This is a genomic window from Citrobacter sp. Cs237, from assembly GCF_030332325.1.
In the GTDB taxonomy this organism is placed as follows: domain Bacteria; phylum Pseudomonadota; class Gammaproteobacteria; order Enterobacterales; family Enterobacteriaceae; genus Citrobacter_A; species Citrobacter_A sedlakii.
On sequence record NZ_JAOWIB010000104.1, the window covers coordinates 23,334 to 42,647 of the forward strand.

The following is a 19,314-nucleotide window of genomic DNA, read 5'->3' on the forward strand; positions in this document are numbered from 1 at the left end:
CTTATAAATGCCATACAGATTTCAAAACCAGTACAGACAGGTGCATTTTTTGCAGTTCAGACGTATTTTTAGTCAATCTGTATGTTAAAGAAAAGTGTTTTTTGAATCTGTATTGAATAATCGCACCCCGCCAGAATAAAGCCTCAGGTTAATGCGGAGGTGGAGAATGGAATTTTACGAGAACAGGGCAAAACGGCCATTTGCGGGATTTATGCTGATCTGGCGGGCGTATAAAGCGTGGCGCTTACGGGTTTACTCGCGACGCATTTTGCAACAGATGAATGATGAACGGCTCAAAGATATTGGCTTACGGCGGGATGAGCTCTAAAAGCCCGTAAAATCAATAAGGGCGACGCGCACAGCGTCGTTCTAAATACATTCATGATATTTATCAATTCATGCGAATACCCGGCCTGTTTCTTGATACTTATCCTGATAAGTATTATTTTCCCCTCAGCTAAGAGGGGAAGTGCTATGACCGAAGACGAACTGTTTGCCCGCCGTCCGATGGGCATGCGCATGGCGATGGTGGTGCGTCAGTGGCGCGCCATTATTGATACCGCCATCACCGACACCGGCCTGACGCAGTCAAGCTGGACGGTATTGATGCAATTGCATCAACTGGGCGATAACGTCTCGGTAAGCGAGTTGGCTGAAATGCAGGGTATTGAACTGCCGCCGCTCATGCGCACGCTCGCGCAGCTGGAAAAACGGGGTTATCTGATACGTTCCATATCGCCCTGGGACAAGCGTATTCGCCTGCTCACCCTGACGGACAACGGTCGCGCGGTTCTGCGTGAACTCAACAGGGTGATCGAGACGTATCAGCAGCGCGTGACCTGCACCATCCCGGAAGCGGAACTTGCCCTTTTCAGCGCCACACTTAATCAAATCGCCTGCAATCTGCGGACAATCCGCGAAGAAGATAATCAACGCTAAAAATGATGACGCCAGAACAAAAATTTGCCCGTTGGGTAAGGGTGAGTATTGCCGCTTTCCTGGTGATATTCGCCTGGTTTATTGTTGCCGATATCTGGATCCCACTGACGCCGGACGCCACCGTAATGCGCGTGGTCACGCCGGTTTCTTCCCGGGTATCCGGTTACGTCTCCCACGTTTACGTACACAACAACAGCCAGGTGAAAAAAGGCGATCTGCTGTATGAGCTCGACCCGACACCGTTTATTAATAAAGTTGAGGCTGCGCAGATCGCTCTGGAACAGGCGAAACTGAGCAATCAGCAACTGGATGCGCAGATCGCCGCTGCGCGCGCCAGCCTGCGCACCGCGCAATACACCGCCCACAACGACAGACTTACGCTTAATCGCTACCAGAAGCTGAGCGCGATGCAGAACGTCTCTCAGGCGGATCTCGACAAAGTCCGCACCGCCTGGCAAACCAGCGAACAGTCGGTATCGGCATTGACAGCCAATATTCAGAACCTGCTGATCCAGCGTGGCGAACGCGACGACAGTCGTAACGTCACGCTTCAAAAATACCGTAACGCGCTTGACGAGGCGAAGCTGAACCTGGCCTGGACGAAGGTCAGAGCCGAGACCGACGGCACGGTGAGTAATCTGCAGCTAAACCCCGGCCTGTATGCTACTGCCGCCACGCCGCTGCTGGCGCTGGTCAGCAACCAGACCGATATCGTGGCCGACTTTCGCGAGAAGAGCCTGCGCCATACTCAGACCAGCACCGATGCCGCCGTGGTCTTTGACGCACTGCCGGGCAACGTGTTTCCCGCTCACGTCACCAGCAGCGATGCCGGGATCCTGGCGGGGCAGGAGGATGTGAATGGCCAACTGTCGCAGCCGGAGCAGTCCACACGCTGGGTACGTGATGCCCAGCGGATGCGCATCCATGTGGCGCTGGACAAGCCGCTGGAAAAACCGTTACCGACCGGGGCGCGCGCCACAGTGCAACTGTATAACAGTGAAGGGCCGTTTGCCCGCACCTTCGCCGGGGCGCAGATCCACCTCGTAAGCTGGCTGCACTATGTTTATTAGCTCTCTGGCCTCGATAAATACGCTGGCACAGGTGTTTACGCCGCACGGGAGGATTGTTTACACGGCCAACGATTTTCGCCAGACCGTACGCATCGCCGTCGCCGGAACGGTTGCCCTCAGTGTTTCCACATTTTACAACGTTCAGTACGGCGTGTTTTTTGTGGTCTATCCGCTGATGCTGATGTCGCTGGTGCCGGTGTTTAACCGTCACGTGGCGACGCAGTTTGTGTTCAGCGCAGCGGTGAACTGCGTCGAAATGGTACTGATTGTCGGTTATCTTTCGCAATGGCCGCTTATTATGACGCTGGTGGTATTGGCTCTGTACGTGATGCGCTTTCGCTTTATGAGCAAGGGGCCACTGTTTCTGCTCGGCTCAATGGGGGTGGTTTGCCAGAGTACAATGCTTAACTTTATGAGCTATCCCACCACAAACTGGCATACGCTGATGTTTTCAAATATGGAAGCCTGCGTGATGGCCGTGGCGCTGAGCGCGCTGCTGCACTATCTGATTCCCGATGTGGAACCGCGACAGCCGCCGCCGCGTATTGACAAAGACGCTGCCCGGGTTCGTCATGAGTCGCTGCTTTCCGGCAGTGTGGCGACGATGATCTTTGTAGTTTTCCAGATTTGCGATCTCAGTGACTCCCTGTCGGCGCTGATGGCGGGCATTTTGATTCTCTTTCCCATGCACTATCGTGGCGCGGTGATCAGTTCTATCTGGCGCGTGGTGGGCGTCGTGTTGGCCTGCCTGTACATTCTGGTGGTGCAGCTGATTATTTATGACTTCAGCAACCACATGCTGCTCATGATGCCGTTAATTGGGCTCGGCCTGGCCTTCAGCGCTCGCCTGCATGTGATGGAAAAGGTCGGCGCGGGAGTGGGCTTCGCCAGTATCACTACCATCGGCATTATGTTCGGTCAGAACCTGCACCCGGACAGCGACCTGGTGTTCAGCGATCTGTACCGCATCACCTCGGTCACCGTGGCGCTGATGGTAACGTTGACGATGGTGTTTTTGGTACACCGGGTACTGAACTGCTTTGCGGCAACGCGGTTTGTGGTGGAGTGATTCGGGCTTACATGGGAAGGCGCCGGATGATAGCGTAAACGCTTTCTCCGGCCCGTGGGGCCGGACCCGACAGGCGTCACCATCGGGCAGGGAGATATTACTTCTCCAGCCCCGCAAATGCGGCTCTGATTTCGTCTTCCGGCAATTGAATACCAATAAACACAAGCTGGCTGTGGGGTGTTTCGTCGCCCCACGGGCGATCCCAGTCGGCGCTGTACAGACGCTGTACGCCCTGGAACAGCAGGCGGTTGGGTTCGCCTTTAATCCATAACATCCCTTTGTAGCGCAGCAGTTTGTCGGCGGATTCCAGCAGCAGGTTTTCCATCACGCGCGAAACGTCGCCAATATCTACCGGATAATCCAGTTCCACCACAATGGAAGAAATATCATTCTGCTTATCGGCAATAAAATGGAAGCGTGGTGTCGCGCTGACCACGTTCTCTTCCAGCATAAAGCCGTTAGTATCGAACAGGAGAGAGAGGTCAATATCGCCGTGCGTCACGGTATATACCGGGGCGCGGGCGTTGATGCGCGCCAGCCGCTCGCGCAGTTTTTCACTCCCGCCCGCCACGTCGGTTTTGGTCAGCAGGATACGGTCGGCGTAACCGACCTGGGACTGGGCGATGGTGAACTGATTCATCTGCTCGTCGGCGTGAACCGCATCGACCAGCGCAATAACGCCGTCCAGCAGATAACGCTGGCAAATGACCTCATGGGAGAAAAAGGTCTGAATGATCGGACCGGGGTCGGCCATGCCGGTGCACTCAATCACCAACCGGTCAAAGCTGATGTTGCCTTTATCAAGATTATCAAGCAGGTCCAACAGCGCATCCTCCAGCTCGTTGGAGCGGGTGCAGCAAATACAGCCGTTAGTCAGGGTTTTTATCTGCGTGGCGCGATCGCCAATGAGTTGGTCATCAACGGAGACTTCGCCGAACTCGTTTTCGATAACAGCGATTTTATAGCCGTGCTGTTCGTTGAGGATATGGCGCAGCAGGGTGGTTTTACCCGCGCCAAGAAATCCGGTGAGTAGGGTGACTGCAATCGGGGTCATTCACTTCTCCTTCTAACAGCAGCGCATGCCGCCTTTACCGTCGCCGCCGTAGCGTGCTTGCTGGCGCTCGCGGAAGAACTCTTCGTAGCTCATGTACGGCTGATCGGGATGATTGGTCTGCATATGCTCGACGTAATTGTCGTAGTCTGGAATGCCAATCAACATCTTCGCCGCCTGGCCGAGGTACTTTTTTGCCTGCCCTAAGTTACCAAACATTGTCTTATACCTGTAATGAATTAAGCCGGATAGCGGCTAACGCCTTATCCGGCCTACTTTACTGCGGCGCTCATCATACGTAGACCGGGTAAGCGCAGCGCCACCCGGTCTCGGTTTTTAATGATGTGAAGATGTCTTCACGCCGCCTTCCGGAACCGGAACGTACGGGGTTTCTTTATCGGTACGTTTGTCCACGTTACGCACTTTCAGCCAGGTTTTAAAACCGTAGAAAATAATGCTGTACACCACCACCAGGAACAGAATACTCAGGCCTGCGTTGGTGTAGTTGTTCACAACAATGTGGTTCATGTTGGCGATCTGCTGAGCGGTCAGCTCGCCACCGTTGGCAATCTTCTCTTTGTACTGGTTAGCCATGTAGAAGAAGCCTTCCATCTGCGGGTTGTCACTGAACAGTTTCAGACCCAGCGCCCAGGTGGTGCAGATCAGCAGCCAGACCGCAGGGATCACGGTGACCCAGATGTATTTGGTGCGTTGCATTTTGATCAGCACCACGGTGCCGAGAACCAGCGCCACGGCAGCCAGCATCTGGTTAGAGATACCGAACAGCGGCCACAGGCTCTTCACGCCGCCCAGCGGATCGACCACACCCTGGTACAGCAGGTAGCCCCACAGACCCACGCAGCCCGCGGTGCCGATAATGCCGGCGACCAGAGAGTCAGTTTTCTTCAGGAACGGCACGAAGTTACCCAGCAGATCCTGCAGCATGAAGCGGCCAGAACGGGTACCGGCATCCAGCGCGGTCAGGATGAACAGCGCTTCAAACAGAATACCGAAGTGGTACCAGAAGCCCATATCCGCCATAGGCAGCACCTTGTGGAAGACATGCGCGATACCTACCGCCAGCGTCGGTGCGCCGCCAGCACGGTTCAGCACGGACGGTTCACCGATGTCTTTCGCAGTTTGCAGGATCTGCTCTGGCGAAATCACGAAGCCCCAGGAGCTGACGGTGGCCGCCGCGTGTGCGGTGACGTCTTTCAGTTGCGCCATAATCAGCGGCGCGTTTTCGCCACCCATTTCATGCAGGTTCGGCATGGTGATGCCCAGGCCCGCAGGCGGGGTGTTCATCGCAAAATAGAGACCCGGTTCGATGATGGATGCCGCAACCAGCGCCATGATCGCTACGAAGGATTCCATCAGCATTGCGCCATAACCAATGAAACGCGCGTCGGTTTCACAGGCCAGCAGTTTCGGTGTGGTACCGGACGAGATCAGCGCGTGGAAGCCAGAAACCGCGCCGCAGGCAATGGTAATGAACAGGAACGGGAACAGCGCGCCTTTCCACAGCGGGCCGGTGCCGTCGATGTACTGAGTCATCGCAGGCATTTTCAGTTCCGGGTTCAGGATAACGATACCCAGCGCCAGACCGACGATAACGCCGATTTTCAGGAAGGTCGCCAGATAGTCGCGCGGCGCGAGGATCAGCCAGACCGGCAGCAGTGCGGAAACAAACGCGTAGCCGATCAGCGCAAAGGTAATGGTGGTGTCTTTAAAGGTCAGCGCCGGGCCCCAGTACGGGTCGTGCGCGATCACGCCGCCGAAATAGATCGAGGCGACCAGCAGAACGATACCAATCACGGAGACTTCACCCACGCGACCGGGGCGAATAAAGCGCATGTAAATGCCCATAAACAGCGCGATCGGCACCGTTGAGCAGACGGTGAAGACACCCCACGGGCTTTCCGCCAGCGCTTTGACCACGATCAGCGCCAGGACGGCGAGGATGATGATCATGATTAAGAAGCAACCAAAGAGGGCGATGGTCCCCGGCACGGTGCCCATCTCTTCTTTGATCATCTCGCCAAGCGACGCGCCGTTACGGCGTGAAGAAATAAACAGTACCATGAAGTCCTGCACCGCCCCGGCCAGCACCACGCCCGCCAGCAGCCACAGCGTACCCGGCAGGTAGCCCATCTGCGCCGCCAGAACCGGCCCAACCAGTGGACCCGCGCCAGCGATAGCGGCAAAGTGGTGACCAAACAGCACGTAGCGGTTGGTCGGAACATAGTTCAGGCCATCGTTATTGATGACCGCAGGCGTTGAACGTGTAGGGTCAAGCTTCATCACCTTTTGGGCGATGTACAGGCTGTAGTAGCGGTAAGCCACCAGATATACCGACACGGAAGCGACCACGATCCACAGGGCGCTGACGTGTTCACCCCGACGTAAGGCCACTACCGAGAGGCAGAAGGCCCCGATGATCCCGAGGATCACCCAGGGTATGTGCTTGAATATCTTTTTAGTATCCATAGTAAAACCTGGTTTTCTAAGATGAATAATTGGCCGAAGCCGTTGGGTTTGCGTTGCGTTTGAGGAGAAAAAAATGACGACTAAGGTGGAGCGATCTTGCCAGAGGTACGCGCGCGTAAAGTAAGGTAAATGGGTAAGCGGTCAAATGTTGAGTTAAGCGGTCAGAAGTGTCAGTAAGCGGTAAAGACGACCGTTAAGGGATTGATTTTATGTGACTGAGATCACAATGAAAAATACTGTGGCCTCGGGCAATAAGGGTCTACGCTTATTGCCGACACTCTTATAAGGAGAAGAACATGGAAAACGTCACCCTCGCACTCTCTGAGGCCTATGCGCTGTCACGCGAAGTGTTATGTAAAAACGGCTTTAGCGCTGAACATGCAGATGCTATCGCGCGTAACGTCACGGCGGGTGAACGCGACGGATGCGCGTCACATGGCCTGTGGCGGCTGCTGGGGATTGTCGACACCCTGCGTAAGGGAAAAGTCTCTGCGGATGCGCGTCCGGTCATTACCGATCAGGCCCCCGCGATTGTCAAAGCCGACGCGGGCGGCGCGTTTTCGCTGGTGGCCTATGAACAGGCGCTGCCGCTGCTGATTTGCAAAGCCAAAACCTGCGGCATTGCGGCGCTGGCCATTAATCGCTGTGTGCATTTCTCAGCGCTGTTCGCCGATATCGAACCGCTCACCGACGCCGGGCTGGTCGGCTACGCCTGTACGCCAAGCCATGCCTGGGTCGCGCCGGCTGGCGGTACGCGTCCGTTGTTTGGTACGAACCCCATCGCCTTTGGCTGGCCGCGAAAAGACAAGCCGCCGTATATTTTCGATATGGCGACCAGCGCGGCGGCGCGTGGTGAAATTCAGCTTCATCTGCGAGCCGGAAAGCCCATACCCGAAGGCTGGGGAATCGACAGTGAAGGGCAACCGTCTACCGATCCGCAGGCGGTGCTGGATGGCGCGATGCTGACGTTTGGCGGGCATAAAGGCTCCGCCTTCGCCGCGATGGTGGAGCTGCTGGCCGGGCCGCTGATTGGCGATATGACCAGCGCAGAGTCGCTGGCCTGGGACGATGGCGCAGGCGGTTTGCCGTACGGCGGCGAGCTGATCCTGGCGCTTGATCCTGAACGGTTTCTGGGCGCGGAAGCCCATGTACATCTGGATCGTGCTGAAACGCTGTTTGCCTCAATGCAGGCGCAGGGGGCGCGGCTGCCGGGCGAGCGTCGTTTCATCTCGCGGCAAACATGCCAGGATGCAGGCGTGACGATCCCACGCTCGCTGTATGAGGAGATTTCAGCATTGCTGTAACGTACGCGGGCAGCCGCCCGCTGCCCGTTTGCAGAGAGGGTTATCACCGTTATTGCCAGTTAATTAAGCAAATTTCCTGTGATACCGCCCGCGGTTCCATAAAGTTTTCTCATTCCAGGCCGAAAACCAGAGTATCTGTCTAGCGGAAAGAGAAAACATGTTAAAACGTATCAAGATTGTGACCAGCTTATTGCTGGTCCTGGCGCTGTTTGGCCTTTTACAACTCACCTCAGGCGGTCTGTTCTTTAACGCATTGAAGAATGACAAAGAGAATTTCACCGTTTTACAAACCATTCGCCAGCAACAGTCCACGCTAAACGGTAGCTGGGTGGCGCTGTTGCAGACCCGCAATACCCTGAACCGCGCAGGTATCCGTTACATGATGGATCAGAACAACATCGGTAGCGGCGCGACCGTGGCGGATCTGATGCAGATAGCCACGGCGTCGCTGAAACAGGCGGAAAAAAACTGGGCCGATTACGAAGCGTTGCCGCGTGACCCGCGCCAAAGCGAAGCGGCTTCGGCTGAGATCAAACGCAATTACGACATTTACCACAACGCGCTGGCTGAACTTATACAACTGCTCGGCGCGGGTAATATCAACGCGTTTTTCGATCAGCCAACCCAGGGATATCAGGACGCTTTTGAGAAGCAGTATGTGAGCTATCTTGAGCAGAACGACCGACTTTATGACCAGGCGGTCAAGGACAACAACAACTCTTACAATCAGGCGATGTGGGTGCTTGGCTGCGTGCTGCTCGCGGTGCTGGTAGTGATTTTTGCCGTCTGGTTTGGCATTAAGCTGTCGCTGATTGCGCCGATGAACCGGCTGATTGAAAGTATTCGCCATATCGCCAGCGGCGATCTGGTGAAGCGTATTGATGTGGAAGGCTCTAACGAAATGGGCCAACTGGCGGAGAGCCTGCGCCATATGCAGGGCGAGCTGGTGCGTACCGTGGGTGATGTGCGTAACGGCGCGAACGCGATTTACAGCGGCGCCAGTGAAATCGCCATGGGCAACAACGATCTCTCCTCCCGTACCGAACAACAGGCGGCGTCTCTGGAAGAGACCGCGGCGAGCATGGAAGAACTGACCGCTACCGTGAAGCAGAACGCCGAAAACGCCCGTCAGGCCAGCCATCTGGCGCTTAGCGCCTCCGAGACGGCGCAAAAAGGCGGTAAAGTGGTGGACAACGTGGTGCAGACCATGCGCGATATCGCTTCCAGTTCGCAAAAAATCGCCGACATTATTAGCGTGATCGATGGTATTGCCTTCCAGACCAACATCCTGGCGCTTAACGCGGCGGTTGAAGCGGCGCGTGCAGGCGAGCAGGGCCGCGGATTCGCTGTGGTCGCCGGTGAAGTGCGTAATCTGGCGCAACGTAGCGCCCAGGCGGCGCGTGAGATCAAGAGCCTGATCGAAGACTCGGTGAGCCGTGTTGACGTTGGCTCTACGCTGGTGGAAAGCGCGGGGGAAACGATGGATGAGATCGTGAACGCGGTCACGCGCGTAACCGACATTATGGGCGAAATCGCCTCCGCGTCTGACGAACAAAGCCGTGGGATTGATCAGGTCGGCCTGGCCGTGGCGGAGATGGATCGCGTCACGCAGCAGAACGCCTCGCTGGTGGAAGAGTCCGCAGCGGCGGCTGCAGCGCTGGAAGAGCAGGCCAGCCGCCTGACTCAGGCTGTCGCCGTGTTCCGCATCCAACAGGAGCAGCAGCGCGCGCGCGAAACCGCCAGCGTGAAACCGGTGTCGGCGCCCGTTCAGCCGCGCAAGGCCGTTGTGGCGGATACCGGCGAGAACTGGGAAACGTTTTAAGCGGTAAAGCCGGTGGCGAAGGAACGCCGCCGGTTGGCGCTGCGCTTAACCGGCCTACCGGGTAAGCGTCGGCCTGGAAAAGCGTAGCCGCCCTCGGGGGTTTACCTCAGACGCAGGCGCATGGCGCAGCGGGATCCACGGGCGATACCCCGCGCCGTTTCTGCTTCTCGCTTCTGACGCAATGCGGCTGGCAGCGAGTCCTCGTCGAGCATCTCAAAGCCCAGCCGGGCATACAGCGGCGCGTTCCACGCCACGTCACGAAACGTGGTCAACGTCATCGCGGTATAGCCCTGTTCATCAGCCCATTGTCTGACAACGTTGAGCAACTGACGACCAATTCCTTTCCCCTGCCAGTCGAGATGCAGCGAAAACTCTGCGATATACAGCGAAGACTCCTGTGCTTCTGCGAGCAGGAAGCCAACGGCATGCCCGTCGGTCTCTGCCAGCCAGCTCATTCCGGCTAAGACATATTCCCGATGCTGCTCCACGGTCGTAATGGTGTCGTCAGCGATCCAGGCAAGCGCAGGAACGGCTAAAAAGCGCCGTCCTGCCGAGCGCTCAATGGCGGGCAGGTCAGCGGTATCAGCAAGTGTGGTGGGGCGGCAGTGTATTTTCATCCGCTCAGTATATTGCCTTTCACACCTTACGGGGATCGCTAATTGGCTGGCGAACCAGGAAGATGTAAGCCAACGCGCCTGCTGCGGTGACGCAGCCGCAAATAATCAACGCCAGGCGGAATGAGTGGGTGGTATCAACGATAAAACCGGTAATAATCGGCGCGAACGAGGCGCAGATAAAGCTGGCGAAGTTCTGGATACTGCCCACCGACGCGGTCATCCGTGAAGCGACAGCCACGTGGATAAGACCCCAACAGGAAGTTCCGGCGAAATGGATACAAAACAGCGCCATGCCAATCAGCAGAACCGCGCTCATGGAGGTGGTGGCGTTTGGCACCACAAAGGTGAAGGCTGCAGAGCACAGCATCCCGGCGATAATGCAGATTTTACGGCTTTTAATTGGCTGCATTCCGCGTTTTACCAGCCCGTCGGTGACGTAGCCGTTGACCAGCATCCCCGCCGCGCCGAACAGGAAAGGGATCGCCGCCATCAGCCCGGTACTCTTTAAATCCAGGCTGTAGGCCGTTTGCAGATACCCAGGCAGCCAGGCCAGATACAGCCACGCGGTATAATTAATGCCGCTAAAGCCGAGCATCATGCCCCACATGGTGCGGTTGCGGAACAGGCTGCGCCATTCGGCAAAACTCAACGGGTCGCGACGGGCGTTGACGCTCCCGGCGTTCAGATAAGCCTGTTCGACAGCGGTCAGTTCCACCTGCTCGCGGTTGCGATACAGCATATACCAGCCGATGGCGAGAAAGATGCCCAGCACGCCGATGGTAATAAACATGCCGCGCCAGCCCATGACCAGCATCATTGCCGCCAGAATCGGGGGACTGATGGCTACGCCAATAGTGGATGCCGCGTTAAAAAAGCCCATTGGGCGACCACGCTCTTTGATGTTAAACCAGTCGTTGATGACCTTCACGCCGCACGGGTTCATCGGCGCTTCGCCAATCCCCATGCCGATGCGCACCAGCACAAACTGCGTAAAGCTGTGCACCATCCCGGAAAGCGCCTGAAACAGCGACCAGAAGAACATGCCGAGGCCGAGCATAATGCGTGGCCCTTTGCGGTCCAGCAGCGGGCCGCAGGGAAGTTGGGCGATGCCGTAGGCCAGAGAAAAGACCGACAGCAGCGCGCCGATCTCGGTGGCGCTTAGCCCTAACTCTTCCCGGATCGTCAGGTTCGCCACCGACAGCGAACTACGGTCAAGATAATTAATCACCGCCGCGAAAAATAATAAAATCATTGCAGTGGTCTGAATACGTTTTATTCGACTGCTGCGTTGTACCATGCCTTCAGGCGGGACGGTAATATCGGCAGTGGCCGGTTTGTCAAATGAAGAACGCGGGTCGAGGGTAATATTGTCTTTTTCCACGCCGGACTCCCATTACTTGTGTTTATTATTTTCTGCGGGACATCGTGTCGCGCAGCGTTCATGTAAACGATCGGCAAAGGAATATTTTATCCCCGCCGCTCACAATGCTTTTTTAATAACGTCGACAGTTCGTGAGCATAGGTAAGGGATATTTCTTCCGCGTTTTTATTTTGATAAAAGCGTGCGGTGGGTTCCGGAATCCTGTTTTTAATCTGTCTTTAATACGTCTCCTGGACACGCTGATTGATTGAGCGAATCATCGATTGTTTCGCGGTATTCAGATGGTTACGCAGTGCCAGCGTGGCATCGAGATCGCTTCGGCAGATTAATGCGCTGAGGATGGTCATGTGTTCGTCGACGGCGATGATATTGCGCTGCTTCAGGTCACGCTCGTCCCACTGATAGTGGAAATGAAAGATCACGGAGATAATTTCAAGTGATTGATTAAAAAATATATTATCTGCAGCGGAAAGGAGCAACGCGTGAAAATCCCGGTCCAACTGGGAAAACATGCGAAAGCTGCTGCCGATGCTGTCGCGCAGCGTCCGGTGGCGCTCAAGCAAGGTTCGGGCCTGTAACCAGCGCGGGTCGTCATCGGGTAGATTGAGAAAATGCTGCAATGCGTGCGTCTCCAGCATCTCCCGTAGCTCAAAAAGCTGTTCAGCCCACGACTGGTCAAATTGCTTCATACTCCAGTAGCCGCGTTTTTCACTTTGAATGAGGTTATAACGCCCGAATTTTAAAAGGTATTCCCGCACCACGACTGGGCTTACGCCCGCCGCGCGCGCCAGTTGAAGTTCAGAGAAGGTTTCGCCCGCGCGCAGTTGACGCTGGTTGATCATGGTGAAAAACGCCTGCTCAAATATCCGGTTTTGCTCCGCCATCGACGCCGTTGTGCAGGCAAAACCGTCGTCGGCGTCCGGACGGCGGGCGATGACGTAATCACCCGCCACCGGCGTCAGTACGCCGCATGCGCACAGGTGATGAAGGATATGGCGCACGGTCGTCCGGCTGATGTTGTACATTTCCGCCAGCGCGCTTTGCGACGGCAGCGGAGAGGGAATATGGCCGCGCGCCATATCGTCGATTACCTGATTAATCACATTGTGGCGTAAATTTTGTGAACGGCTCATTATTTCCTCCTTTTTGCGCATTAAAACCCGATTTAAAACATTTTAATGCGTAGAGTTTCACAAATTAGCTTTCCGGTTACGCCGTTATTTCGCTTTTCATCAATATCTGAAGCAACGAAAAAACCGGAGTGCATGATTATGTCCACAATGACGATGTTGATTTGTCAGGAACCCAAAAAATTAATAGTGAAAAAAACAGAAATTCCGATTCCGGCGCGGTATGAGGCGTTAATTAAAATAAAAACTGTCGGTATTTGCGGTACCGATATTCATGCCTGGGGCGGGAACCAGCCTTTTTTTAACTATCCACGTGTATTAGGCCATGAAATATGTGGGGATATTGTCGCGCTCGGCGAAAAGGTGACTCATCTTAAGGTCGGTCAACAGGTGGCGGTGATCCCTTACGTCGCCTGCCAACAGTGTCCCGCTTGCCTGAGCGGTCGCACAAACTGCTGTGAACATATTTCGGTTATCGGCGTTCACCAGGACGGCGGCTTTGGCGAGTATCTCAGCGTCCCGGAAACGAATTTACTGCTGGCGGAAGATATTGAGCCGGAAGCGGCGGCATTGATTGAGCCTTATGCCATCAGCGCGCATGCGGTTCGACGGGCGGCAATTGCGCCGGGCGAGCAGGTGCTGGTTGTGGGGGCGGGTCCGATCGGGTTGGGCGCAGCGGCGATCGCCAAAGCGGATGGCGCGCAGGTCGTGGTGGCGGATACCAGCCCAGCCCGGCGCGAACATGTCGCCACCCGCCTTGGGCTGCCGGTGGTGGATCCGTCGGCCACAGACTTTGACGCGCAGCTGCGTGCGCAATTTGACGGCGCGCTGGCACAGAGGGTACTGGATGCCACTGGCAGCGCGCACGCGATGAATAACGCCGTTAACCTGATTCGTCACGGCGGCACGATTGTGTTTGTCGGTTTGTTCAAAGGCGATCTTCAGTTTTCCGATCCGGAATTTCACAAGAAAGAGACCACCCTGATGGGCAGCCGTAATGCCACTCCGGAAGATTTTGCCAAAGTGGGGCGCCTGATGGCGGAAGGCAAGCTGACCGCTGAGATGATGCTGACGCATCGCTATCCGTTCAGCCAGCTTGCCGGGATCTTCGAACGTGAAGTGATCAATAACCGGGAACTGATCAAGGGCGTGATAACGTTTTAGCTGTTGCCATACAGCGCCCGGAGCAGTGTGGGGCGCTGTCTTTTTATCCCGCACAAACCAGCAGCGGCGAGTAATAGTTGCTGATGACAACCGCCTCATCAGGCGTTCGTTGAATGTTTAAGAGGCGCTTCTGGTCCTGCGTTATCCCAAGGGCGTATTTTTCGAACACCCCCGCGGGCACGTCATCATGACCGAACCGTTCAACCTGATTGATCTGCAACTGGTAAAAAGCGTCATGGATGTGCTTCCAACTGAAATTCTGCTGGCGCGACACTGTCCAGTGATTCTGCTTATTCATGATATCGCCGTTCAGACTGAAATAACCGGTGCCGTCGGGCGTGAAATGCATCACCACGACGCCTTCAAAGGTAAACGGGTTGTCTGCCCGCCGATCCTTAAAGACCAGGCCTCCCTGACAGGTCATGGCCAACTGCTCACTGTGTTTGATCCACAGCCAGGTGCTCAGAATCACCAGCAGGCTGAGGGCAAGAACGGCGAAGATCCTTTTTTTCTGTTTCACGGTCTACCACTCATAGTAATACAAGGTCTGACAACTGCTGGTGTGTCCGCGAAAGCGCGAGCACTGCGAGAGCACCAGCCGTCCTTGATCGCCATACAGCAGCGGATCCTGAATGTGCACATAAAAGAGCGAGTCGGGCAGACAGCGAAATTCACCGGCTTTTTGTATCTGCGCCAGCAGCGCATCCGCCTGTTCGCGAAAGCCGTCAGGGAAGGGAGTGAAGCTGTAAACCGGACAGGTATCAATGTGGCTGAGCAGAAACAATTCTGCACGCTGACGATGCGCATTCCAGAACAATGCCGCGAGACATAACCCCGTCACGATGAGCGTCACGAGTATCAACGACCCGGTTATGCGCGGGGAGCGGGGGGACGCGGGGGCGCTTTCGCGCGTTTCTGTGTCGAGAGGGATCACGGGCATATCTGCGCTGAGCATAAACCCCACTTTCGGCACCGTGACGATAAACAGGCTGTCGGGCACCAGCGTCGCCAGCATTTTACGCAGGATACTGATGTATTGATTTAGTGAATTACTGGAACCGTGCAGGCCGCGGTTATCCCACACCTCCTGCAGGAACGTCTCGCGTTCAACCACCATGCCGTGGTGGTCGATCAGCAGATTCAGAATGGTCTGCGCGGTGCAGGTTAACGACTGACTTTCCGCAGCGGCGTCATTCTGGAGTGTAAGCGTACCATCCTCGTTGTCGTAAACGAGCATGTCTGCAAGCAGGTATTTCATGGGATTATTGGTAGTCCGGGTGAAAGAGTAGCGGTGTATTTATTTAGTGCGTGAATAATTTTAACGCTAAATGTTATCGGTAACATTGATCCAGACCGGTATTAAACAGATTAATAAGTGAGCGTTACGACAACATCGTCGCTGAACTCACCTGTGCCGGTTAAGGTTTGCGCCGGTACGCTGCCGTACACCGTCACATCCTGAATGCTGCCGTTATGATGGTCCATTTCCAGCGTATTGTTGCCGATCTGGTCTCCCCAGGGGCGGCTCATGGCGGCATCCTGCCAGAGGTTATACGTGAGGCATTGCTGTTGCGAATTGCACATCTGGCGGTTTTGCCCGCGCGCATGTTCTCCGACGCTAAGCCCCAGGGAATAGCGCGTGCCGACAGGACAACGGGCACGGATCGATGCCGTTGAGTTCACCTGGCCGCGTAATGCGGTGCTGTTTACCACGCCAAAGTTGAGCGGCGAGACATTCTGGATGAAACAGCTGTCTGACAGAGTTGCACTGGCGTGTGAGGCGCTGTCGATGGCTTCGCCTTGTGATACGCCGTCCTGACAGGCAGTGAGCGCCTCGGGGCGGGTGGCGCTATTCCACGTTAATTTCAGTCCGAGGGCATAGTTAAAATAACTGCGCACCGGCAGGTTGTTCTGCCCGGCGGGGATCTCCGCGTTTAAGGGAAAACTGCCGCTGCCGACCTGATTGCCGCCCACCGTTAGCGGCGTTTGCAGCGCGCGACCCGCCGTTTGCGCGGTAAGCGGCCGGGTATTGTCCACGGCGCTGTACAGGTTAAACAGCATCGTGTACGCCTTGCCTTCCTCATCGCCGTTGGAGGTCATCTTAAACGGGCTGGCTTCAAGGCTGCTCAGGCAGACGTTGAAGTAGCGCGTTTCGCCGAAATCGGCATAGCAACTGAAATGGACGCTGGCATGCGTCGTACTGGCGCTGCCGGTCACCAGTGTACCAAACGTGACGCCTGCGCCCTGGGTTATCCAGCATTTGCTGGCGCTGGCGTTAAAAGCCGACAGAATAAACAGCAGTAGCGCGAACAGCGGGCGCTGGCTTACAGACACGACAGCTCTCCCAGATTAACCGGACCAGCCTGCGGTTCAGAGGCGGGCAGACGGATCTGGCAGCGTCCTGCCGGCTGTTGTATCTCCAGTTTTCCCGGCATGGGCGGATTTTCCAGCCAGATAAACCCGTCGCGTCCGACAATCGTGGCGCCGTCGGGAGTATTGACCCTGCTGCCCATCGGAAGCGGATGACGCTGTTTATCCACTACCTGTGCCGTGACTAACCGCGAACGGTGGACGTGAAAGTCGACCTTCACCGCTTCGGTGACGCCCGGCGCGGCGTGGATATCCGTCACCGGCGTCACCACGTCCGGCGGCAACCTCAGCGGATCCAGGGTAATTTTGCTCTGGTGGTAGCGAGGCAGATCGGTCAACAGCAGAAAGCCATTTTCATCGGTTTCGCCCGCAGGCCGGTTTTCGATGGCGATGGGGATATGACCTATTCCGTTAGTGGTGATCAGCGCCATGCCCTGCTGATTGTAGCGCAGCGCATAGGCGTGTTTTTCCAGTAGCATCAGGGAGCCTTCGCCGGTGAGGTAGCGGCTGTTCTCGCGGTTGTCGCGATCCAGACCAACGCGCCATTCGCCATAGCGGCTCAAATGCCCAAGTTCCGCATGCTGCTGCCTGAGCTGACCGTCGCTGCGGGCAAGCTGCCAGGACCAGCCGCCCTGCAGGTCATCAGGTTGATGGCGATAATCCCAGCGAGTTGCGGTCTGGCGGGTCTGGAACGACACCGTGTCCCGCCTTCCCAGTGGCAAAGAGAGCAGAAGCTGAACGGTTTTATCGCCATTGCTGAGTGAATGGCTATAGCCCAGCGTGGCAGAAATCCGGTTATCAAAGGTACGCGACCAACTGGCATTGATGTAGCGTACGCTGTCCTGCCGCACCCAGCCCGCACCGAGTGTGCCCCAGTCCGGTAACGCCTGGCTGAGCCACAGGCTGTCGCTGCGGCTGACGGGTAGACTTCCGCTGACCCGGGCAATATCAGACCAGTCGTCGCTGCTGCGGCTGGTGTTCAGCGAAAAACCGCTGCCCTGCGCGTTCCACTGATAGCCCAGCCCCCATTTCACGCCGTTGCCCACCTTTCCCTGGCTGGTCGCCAGATGACCGCTGAGCACCCCGGCGCGTGGCGAGGGTAGCCAGTCGCTGGCGATGCCGATATTGTGCGCCTGTCGATGCTGCTCGCTATGGACGCCCAGCGTCAGTTGGTTGCTGACCCCGTAGCGCCATCCCGCATCCAGTAGCGGGGATGCGGCGTAATCGTTTGAGTGTTCGGCATAATTTTCCCGTAGCCAACCGATATCCAGCGAATGGCTGCTCATCCCTTTCGCCAGCATGTCTGGCGTACCGTATACGTCAAGAGTGACCTCTCGCCGCTGTCCATTGATGTCGGTGATCACCACCTGCGCCTGCCCGCGTCCAGAAAAGGTCGGCATCGTATCCAGAACGTAGTTGCCCGGCGCGACCCGCTGGCGGCTTTGTCGCAGGCCGTCAATGTACAAATCGACCGTTGACGGCAAAACCACGCTGTCGCTGAATTCTGCCCGTGGAGCGGTATTCAGCCGGGGATCAAGCTGAAAGTTGCGCGACAGATGCAGCCCGGCAAACCGTACCTGGCGGCTCCAGCTTACCCCGGTGGTGATGGCGTCACCGAGCGTCAGGCTGGTTAACGACTGCGGCATATCGTATTGCCAGGCGGTCATCAGACGGGTATGGCGGGTGCGCGCGTCATTCTGCCCTTGCTGAATGCGGCTGTTCATGCTGCTGCTCAGTTGGCCAGGCAGCCATCCGGAGCTTTGCATCCGGCTCTGGACGCTTGCCTGTCGTTCCGCTGCGCTTTCGCTGGCGTACAGTGAATAGTCGAGAGAGAGCGTCCCCATGGTTTCCGCCTGCGGCAGCACCTGTGCCGACGGGGGCGGCTGGCTGACCAGATGTTGACGATGGTTTAATGCCGACGGTTTGAGCGTTAACGACAGATGCTGTTGCAGAGGGTCAAACTCCGCCTTAATGTCCTTGCGAGAAGCGAGATTGATCCAGGGGCGACTGTCATCGTTCAACGCGATCCCCAGAGATTTCGCGTCGCGGCTGGCGAGCCAGAGAGCGTTATCCTCAACGCGTACCGCCCAGAGTCCGTCGTGAACATAATGGTTAACGGTAATGGACAGGTACAGCGTGGTTTTCGCAGAGGGTTCAGCGTGGAGTGTCATGGGCAGTAGCCACAGCAGCAGGATGTACCTTAAGCAGGCTGGCTTCAGTATTTTCATTCAGATAGGCGCGCAGGGCGGATAGCAGGCGACGGTGATCGCGTTTAAACGGAAGCATGAACCGCTGTCCTGCCAGTACATAACCCGCCAGACCCGGGAGTGTTTCTATGGGGTGGCCATCGTTCGCCAGCGCCTGAACGTTACTCAGACGAATATGCGATGTTCCGCGGTTTTGGCACCAGATATCCGTCTCTTGCTGCGCGCAGGCGAGCTGCGAAATGTCATCCAGCGCCGCGTTGTGTTCCGCTGCGATAAACAGAGGGATCGAATAGCGCAACAGAAAATGGACGCCGGTATGACTGGCGCCAGCGGCGGAAAGCCCTGGCAGTTCGTCGATCTGCAGGCGAAAGCTCTGTTCATGCGCGTGTAAGCCTGGGTTTAGTACCACGATGCGCACCAGTTGCTGTTGTCCGGGCTCCAGTGAGGCCACCGCCGGGCTGCTGACGATGTCGTCGGTCAGCGTGAGGACGTCTTTACCGTCGTCCTGCGTCCAGTCATAGATTCGCACCTGCGCGTGAATCGGCGTATCGCCTGTGTTGGTGAGATACAGGGCGGCGGCGCGCTGATGTGGGTTAAGATTCAGCGTCACGGGGGCGACCTGTAACGTGGCGGACTCGGCGTAACGGCTTAACAAACCGAGGATAGCCAGACAAAACAGCGTCAACAGAAATAGCCAGCGCAT

The 19,314-nt window shown here is 56.4% G+C and carries 18 protein-coding genes; 7 read left to right on the forward strand and 11 right to left on the reverse strand.

Translation table 11 applies throughout. The annotated features are described in order from the left end of the window. Positions 1-166: 166 nt before the first annotated feature. The 4 genes from OGY07_RS12115 (at position 167) to OGY07_RS12130 (ending at position 3,078) form a co-directional block, all read left to right on the forward strand. Complete coding sequence (locus OGY07_RS12115) at positions 167-328, forward strand: DUF1127 domain-containing protein (protein WP_181822528.1); 162 nt, start codon at positions 167-169, stop codon at positions 326-328. Positions 329-474: 146 nt separating this feature from the next. After that, the gene (locus OGY07_RS12120) at positions 475-939 is read left to right on the forward strand and encodes a MarR family transcriptional regulator (protein WP_042292325.1); all 465 of its coding nucleotides are present in this window, start codon (positions 475-477) and stop codon (positions 937-939) included. A 2-nt stretch (positions 940-941) separates the two neighbouring features. Beyond that, entirely contained in the window at positions 942-2,009 is a 1,068-nt protein-coding gene (locus OGY07_RS12125) for an HlyD family secretion protein (protein ID WP_286600817.1), read from the forward strand. Beyond that, positions 1,999-3,078: a DUF2955 domain-containing protein gene (locus OGY07_RS12130; protein ID WP_286600820.1), complete on the forward strand. Its 1,080-nt coding sequence runs from the start codon at positions 1,999-2,001 to the stop codon at positions 3,076-3,078. Before OGY07_RS12125 ends, OGY07_RS12130 begins: the two co-directional genes overlap by 11 nt. A 97-nt stretch (positions 3,079-3,175) precedes the next feature. On the opposite strand, the gene yjiA is transcribed toward OGY07_RS12130, so the two are convergent. From yjiA to btsT, 3 genes are all read right to left on the reverse strand, one after another. After that, a complete protein-coding gene (gene yjiA / locus OGY07_RS12135; protein WP_042292309.1) occupies positions 3,176-4,132 on the reverse strand; it encodes a GTPase in 957 nt (318 codons plus the stop codon). 12 nt (positions 4,133-4,144) lie between these two features. Next, positions 4,145-4,348, reverse strand: a complete 204-nt coding sequence (locus OGY07_RS12140; RefSeq protein WP_042292305.1) for a YbdD/YjiX family protein — start codon at positions 4,346-4,348, stop codon at positions 4,145-4,147. A gap of 117 nt (positions 4,349-4,465) precedes the next feature. Continuing rightward, a complete protein-coding gene (btsT, locus tag OGY07_RS12145; protein WP_042292303.1) occupies positions 4,466-6,616 on the reverse strand; it encodes a pyruvate/proton symporter BtsT in 2,151 nt (716 codons plus the stop codon). A 296-nt stretch (positions 6,617-6,912) separates the two neighbouring features. Here btsT and OGY07_RS12150 point away from each other — a divergent pair, with 296 nt between their 5' ends. Together OGY07_RS12150 and tsr are read left to right on the forward strand one after the other, a co-directional pair. Continuing rightward, positions 6,913-7,920 carry an Ldh family oxidoreductase gene (locus tag OGY07_RS12150; protein ID WP_042292302.1) on the forward strand — a complete coding sequence of 336 codons (1,008 nt, stop codon included), beginning with the start codon at positions 6,913-6,915 and terminating at the stop codon, positions 7,918-7,920. A 157-nt stretch (positions 7,921-8,077) separates the two neighbouring features. Continuing rightward, positions 8,078-9,742, forward strand: a complete 1,665-nt coding sequence (tsr, locus tag OGY07_RS12155) for a methyl-accepting chemotaxis protein (protein ID WP_042292301.1) — start codon at positions 8,078-8,080, stop codon at positions 9,740-9,742. A 101-nt stretch (positions 9,743-9,843) separates the two neighbouring features. On the opposite strand, the gene OGY07_RS12160 is transcribed toward tsr, so the two are convergent. From OGY07_RS12160 to OGY07_RS12170, 3 genes are all read right to left on the reverse strand, one after another. Further along, positions 9,844-10,359, reverse strand: coding sequence for a GNAT family N-acetyltransferase (locus OGY07_RS12160; protein ID WP_286600823.1), 516 nt, complete (start codon positions 10,357-10,359; stop codon positions 9,844-9,846). A 19-nt stretch (positions 10,360-10,378) separates the two neighbouring features. Then, positions 10,379-11,740, reverse strand: coding sequence for an MFS transporter (locus OGY07_RS12165; RefSeq protein ID WP_042292298.1), 1,362 nt, complete (start codon positions 11,738-11,740; stop codon positions 10,379-10,381). A 218-nt stretch (positions 11,741-11,958) separates the two neighbouring features. Beyond that, entirely contained in the window at positions 11,959-12,873 is a 915-nt protein-coding gene (locus OGY07_RS12170; protein WP_042292297.1) for a GntR family transcriptional regulator, read from the reverse strand. Positions 12,874-13,011: 138 nt separating this feature from the next. Between OGY07_RS12170 and OGY07_RS12175 the strand changes: the two genes are divergently transcribed. Further along, positions 13,012-14,034: a zinc-binding alcohol dehydrogenase family protein gene (locus OGY07_RS12175; protein WP_286600826.1), complete on the forward strand. Its 1,023-nt coding sequence runs from the start codon at positions 13,012-13,014 to the stop codon at positions 14,032-14,034. A 43-nt stretch (positions 14,035-14,077) separates the two neighbouring features. Here the strand turns inward: OGY07_RS12175 and OGY07_RS12180 are convergent, their stop codons facing one another. From OGY07_RS12180 to OGY07_RS12200, 5 genes are all read right to left on the reverse strand, one after another. Next, positions 14,078-14,554, reverse strand: a complete 477-nt coding sequence (locus OGY07_RS12180; RefSeq protein WP_060570323.1) for a FidL-like protein — start codon at positions 14,552-14,554, stop codon at positions 14,078-14,080. A 3-nt stretch (positions 14,555-14,557) separates the two neighbouring features. Continuing rightward, entirely contained in the window at positions 14,558-15,292 is a 735-nt protein-coding gene (locus OGY07_RS12185) for a winged helix-turn-helix domain-containing protein (RefSeq protein ID WP_042292295.1), read from the reverse strand. Positions 15,293-15,402: 110 nt separating this feature from the next. After that, positions 15,403-16,368 (reverse strand): Csu type fimbrial protein, encoded by a 966-nt coding sequence (locus tag OGY07_RS12190; protein ID WP_042292293.1) that lies wholly within the window; start codon positions 16,366-16,368, stop codon positions 15,403-15,405. Beyond that, positions 16,359-18,575 (reverse strand): fimbria/pilus outer membrane usher protein, encoded by a 2,217-nt coding sequence (locus OGY07_RS12195; protein WP_286600829.1) that lies wholly within the window; start codon positions 18,573-18,575, stop codon positions 16,359-16,361. The genes OGY07_RS12190 and OGY07_RS12195 overlap by 10 nt, the downstream gene beginning before the upstream one ends. Then, the gene (locus OGY07_RS12200) at positions 18,559-19,314 is read right to left on the reverse strand and encodes a fimbrial biogenesis chaperone (RefSeq protein WP_286600831.1); all 756 of its coding nucleotides are present in this window, start codon (positions 19,312-19,314) and stop codon (positions 18,559-18,561) included. Before OGY07_RS12200 ends, OGY07_RS12195 begins: the two co-directional genes overlap by 17 nt.

Excerpts from the sequence above, each read along its gene's own strand:
- tsr (WP_042292301.1), top strand. The coding sequence starts at position 8,078 with ATGTTAAAACGTATCAAGATTGTGACCAGCTTATTGCTGGTCCTGGCG.
- OGY07_RS12140 (WP_042292305.1), bottom strand. The coding sequence starts at position 4,348 with ATGTTTGGTAACTTAGGGCAGGCAAAAAAGTACCTCGGCCAGGCGGCG.
- OGY07_RS12200 (WP_286600831.1), bottom strand. The coding sequence starts at position 19,314 with ATGCGCTGGCTATTTCTGTTGACGCTGTTTTGTCTGGCTATCCTCGGT.
- OGY07_RS12150 (WP_042292302.1), top strand. The coding sequence starts at position 6,913 with ATGGAAAACGTCACCCTCGCACTCTCTGAGGCCTATGCGCTGTCACGC.
- OGY07_RS12175 (WP_286600826.1), top strand. The coding sequence starts at position 13,012 with ATGTCCACAATGACGATGTTGATTTGTCAGGAACCCAAAAAATTAATA.
- yjiA (WP_042292309.1), bottom strand. The coding sequence starts at position 4,132 with ATGACCCCGATTGCAGTCACCCTACTCACCGGATTTCTTGGCGCGGGT.
- OGY07_RS12125 (WP_286600817.1), top strand. The coding sequence starts at position 942 with ATGATGACGCCAGAACAAAAATTTGCCCGTTGGGTAAGGGTGAGTATT.
- OGY07_RS12120 (WP_042292325.1), top strand. The coding sequence starts at position 475 with ATGACCGAAGACGAACTGTTTGCCCGCCGTCCGATGGGCATGCGCATG.
- OGY07_RS12115 (WP_181822528.1), top strand. The coding sequence starts at position 167 with ATGGAATTTTACGAGAACAGGGCAAAACGGCCATTTGCGGGATTTATG.
- OGY07_RS12185 (WP_042292295.1), bottom strand. The coding sequence starts at position 15,292 with ATGAAATACCTGCTTGCAGACATGCTCGTTTACGACAACGAGGATGGT.
- OGY07_RS12170 (WP_042292297.1), bottom strand. The coding sequence starts at position 12,873 with ATGAGCCGTTCACAAAATTTACGCCACAATGTGATTAATCAGGTAATC.
- OGY07_RS12160 (WP_286600823.1), bottom strand. The coding sequence starts at position 10,359 with ATGAAAATACACTGCCGCCCCACCACACTTGCTGATACCGCTGACCTG.
- OGY07_RS12130 (WP_286600820.1), top strand. The coding sequence starts at position 1,999 with ATGTTTATTAGCTCTCTGGCCTCGATAAATACGCTGGCACAGGTGTTT.
- OGY07_RS12195 (WP_286600829.1), bottom strand. The coding sequence starts at position 18,575 with ATGACACTCCACGCTGAACCCTCTGCGAAAACCACGCTGTACCTGTCC.
- btsT (WP_042292303.1), bottom strand. The coding sequence starts at position 6,616 with ATGGATACTAAAAAGATATTCAAGCACATACCCTGGGTGATCCTCGGG.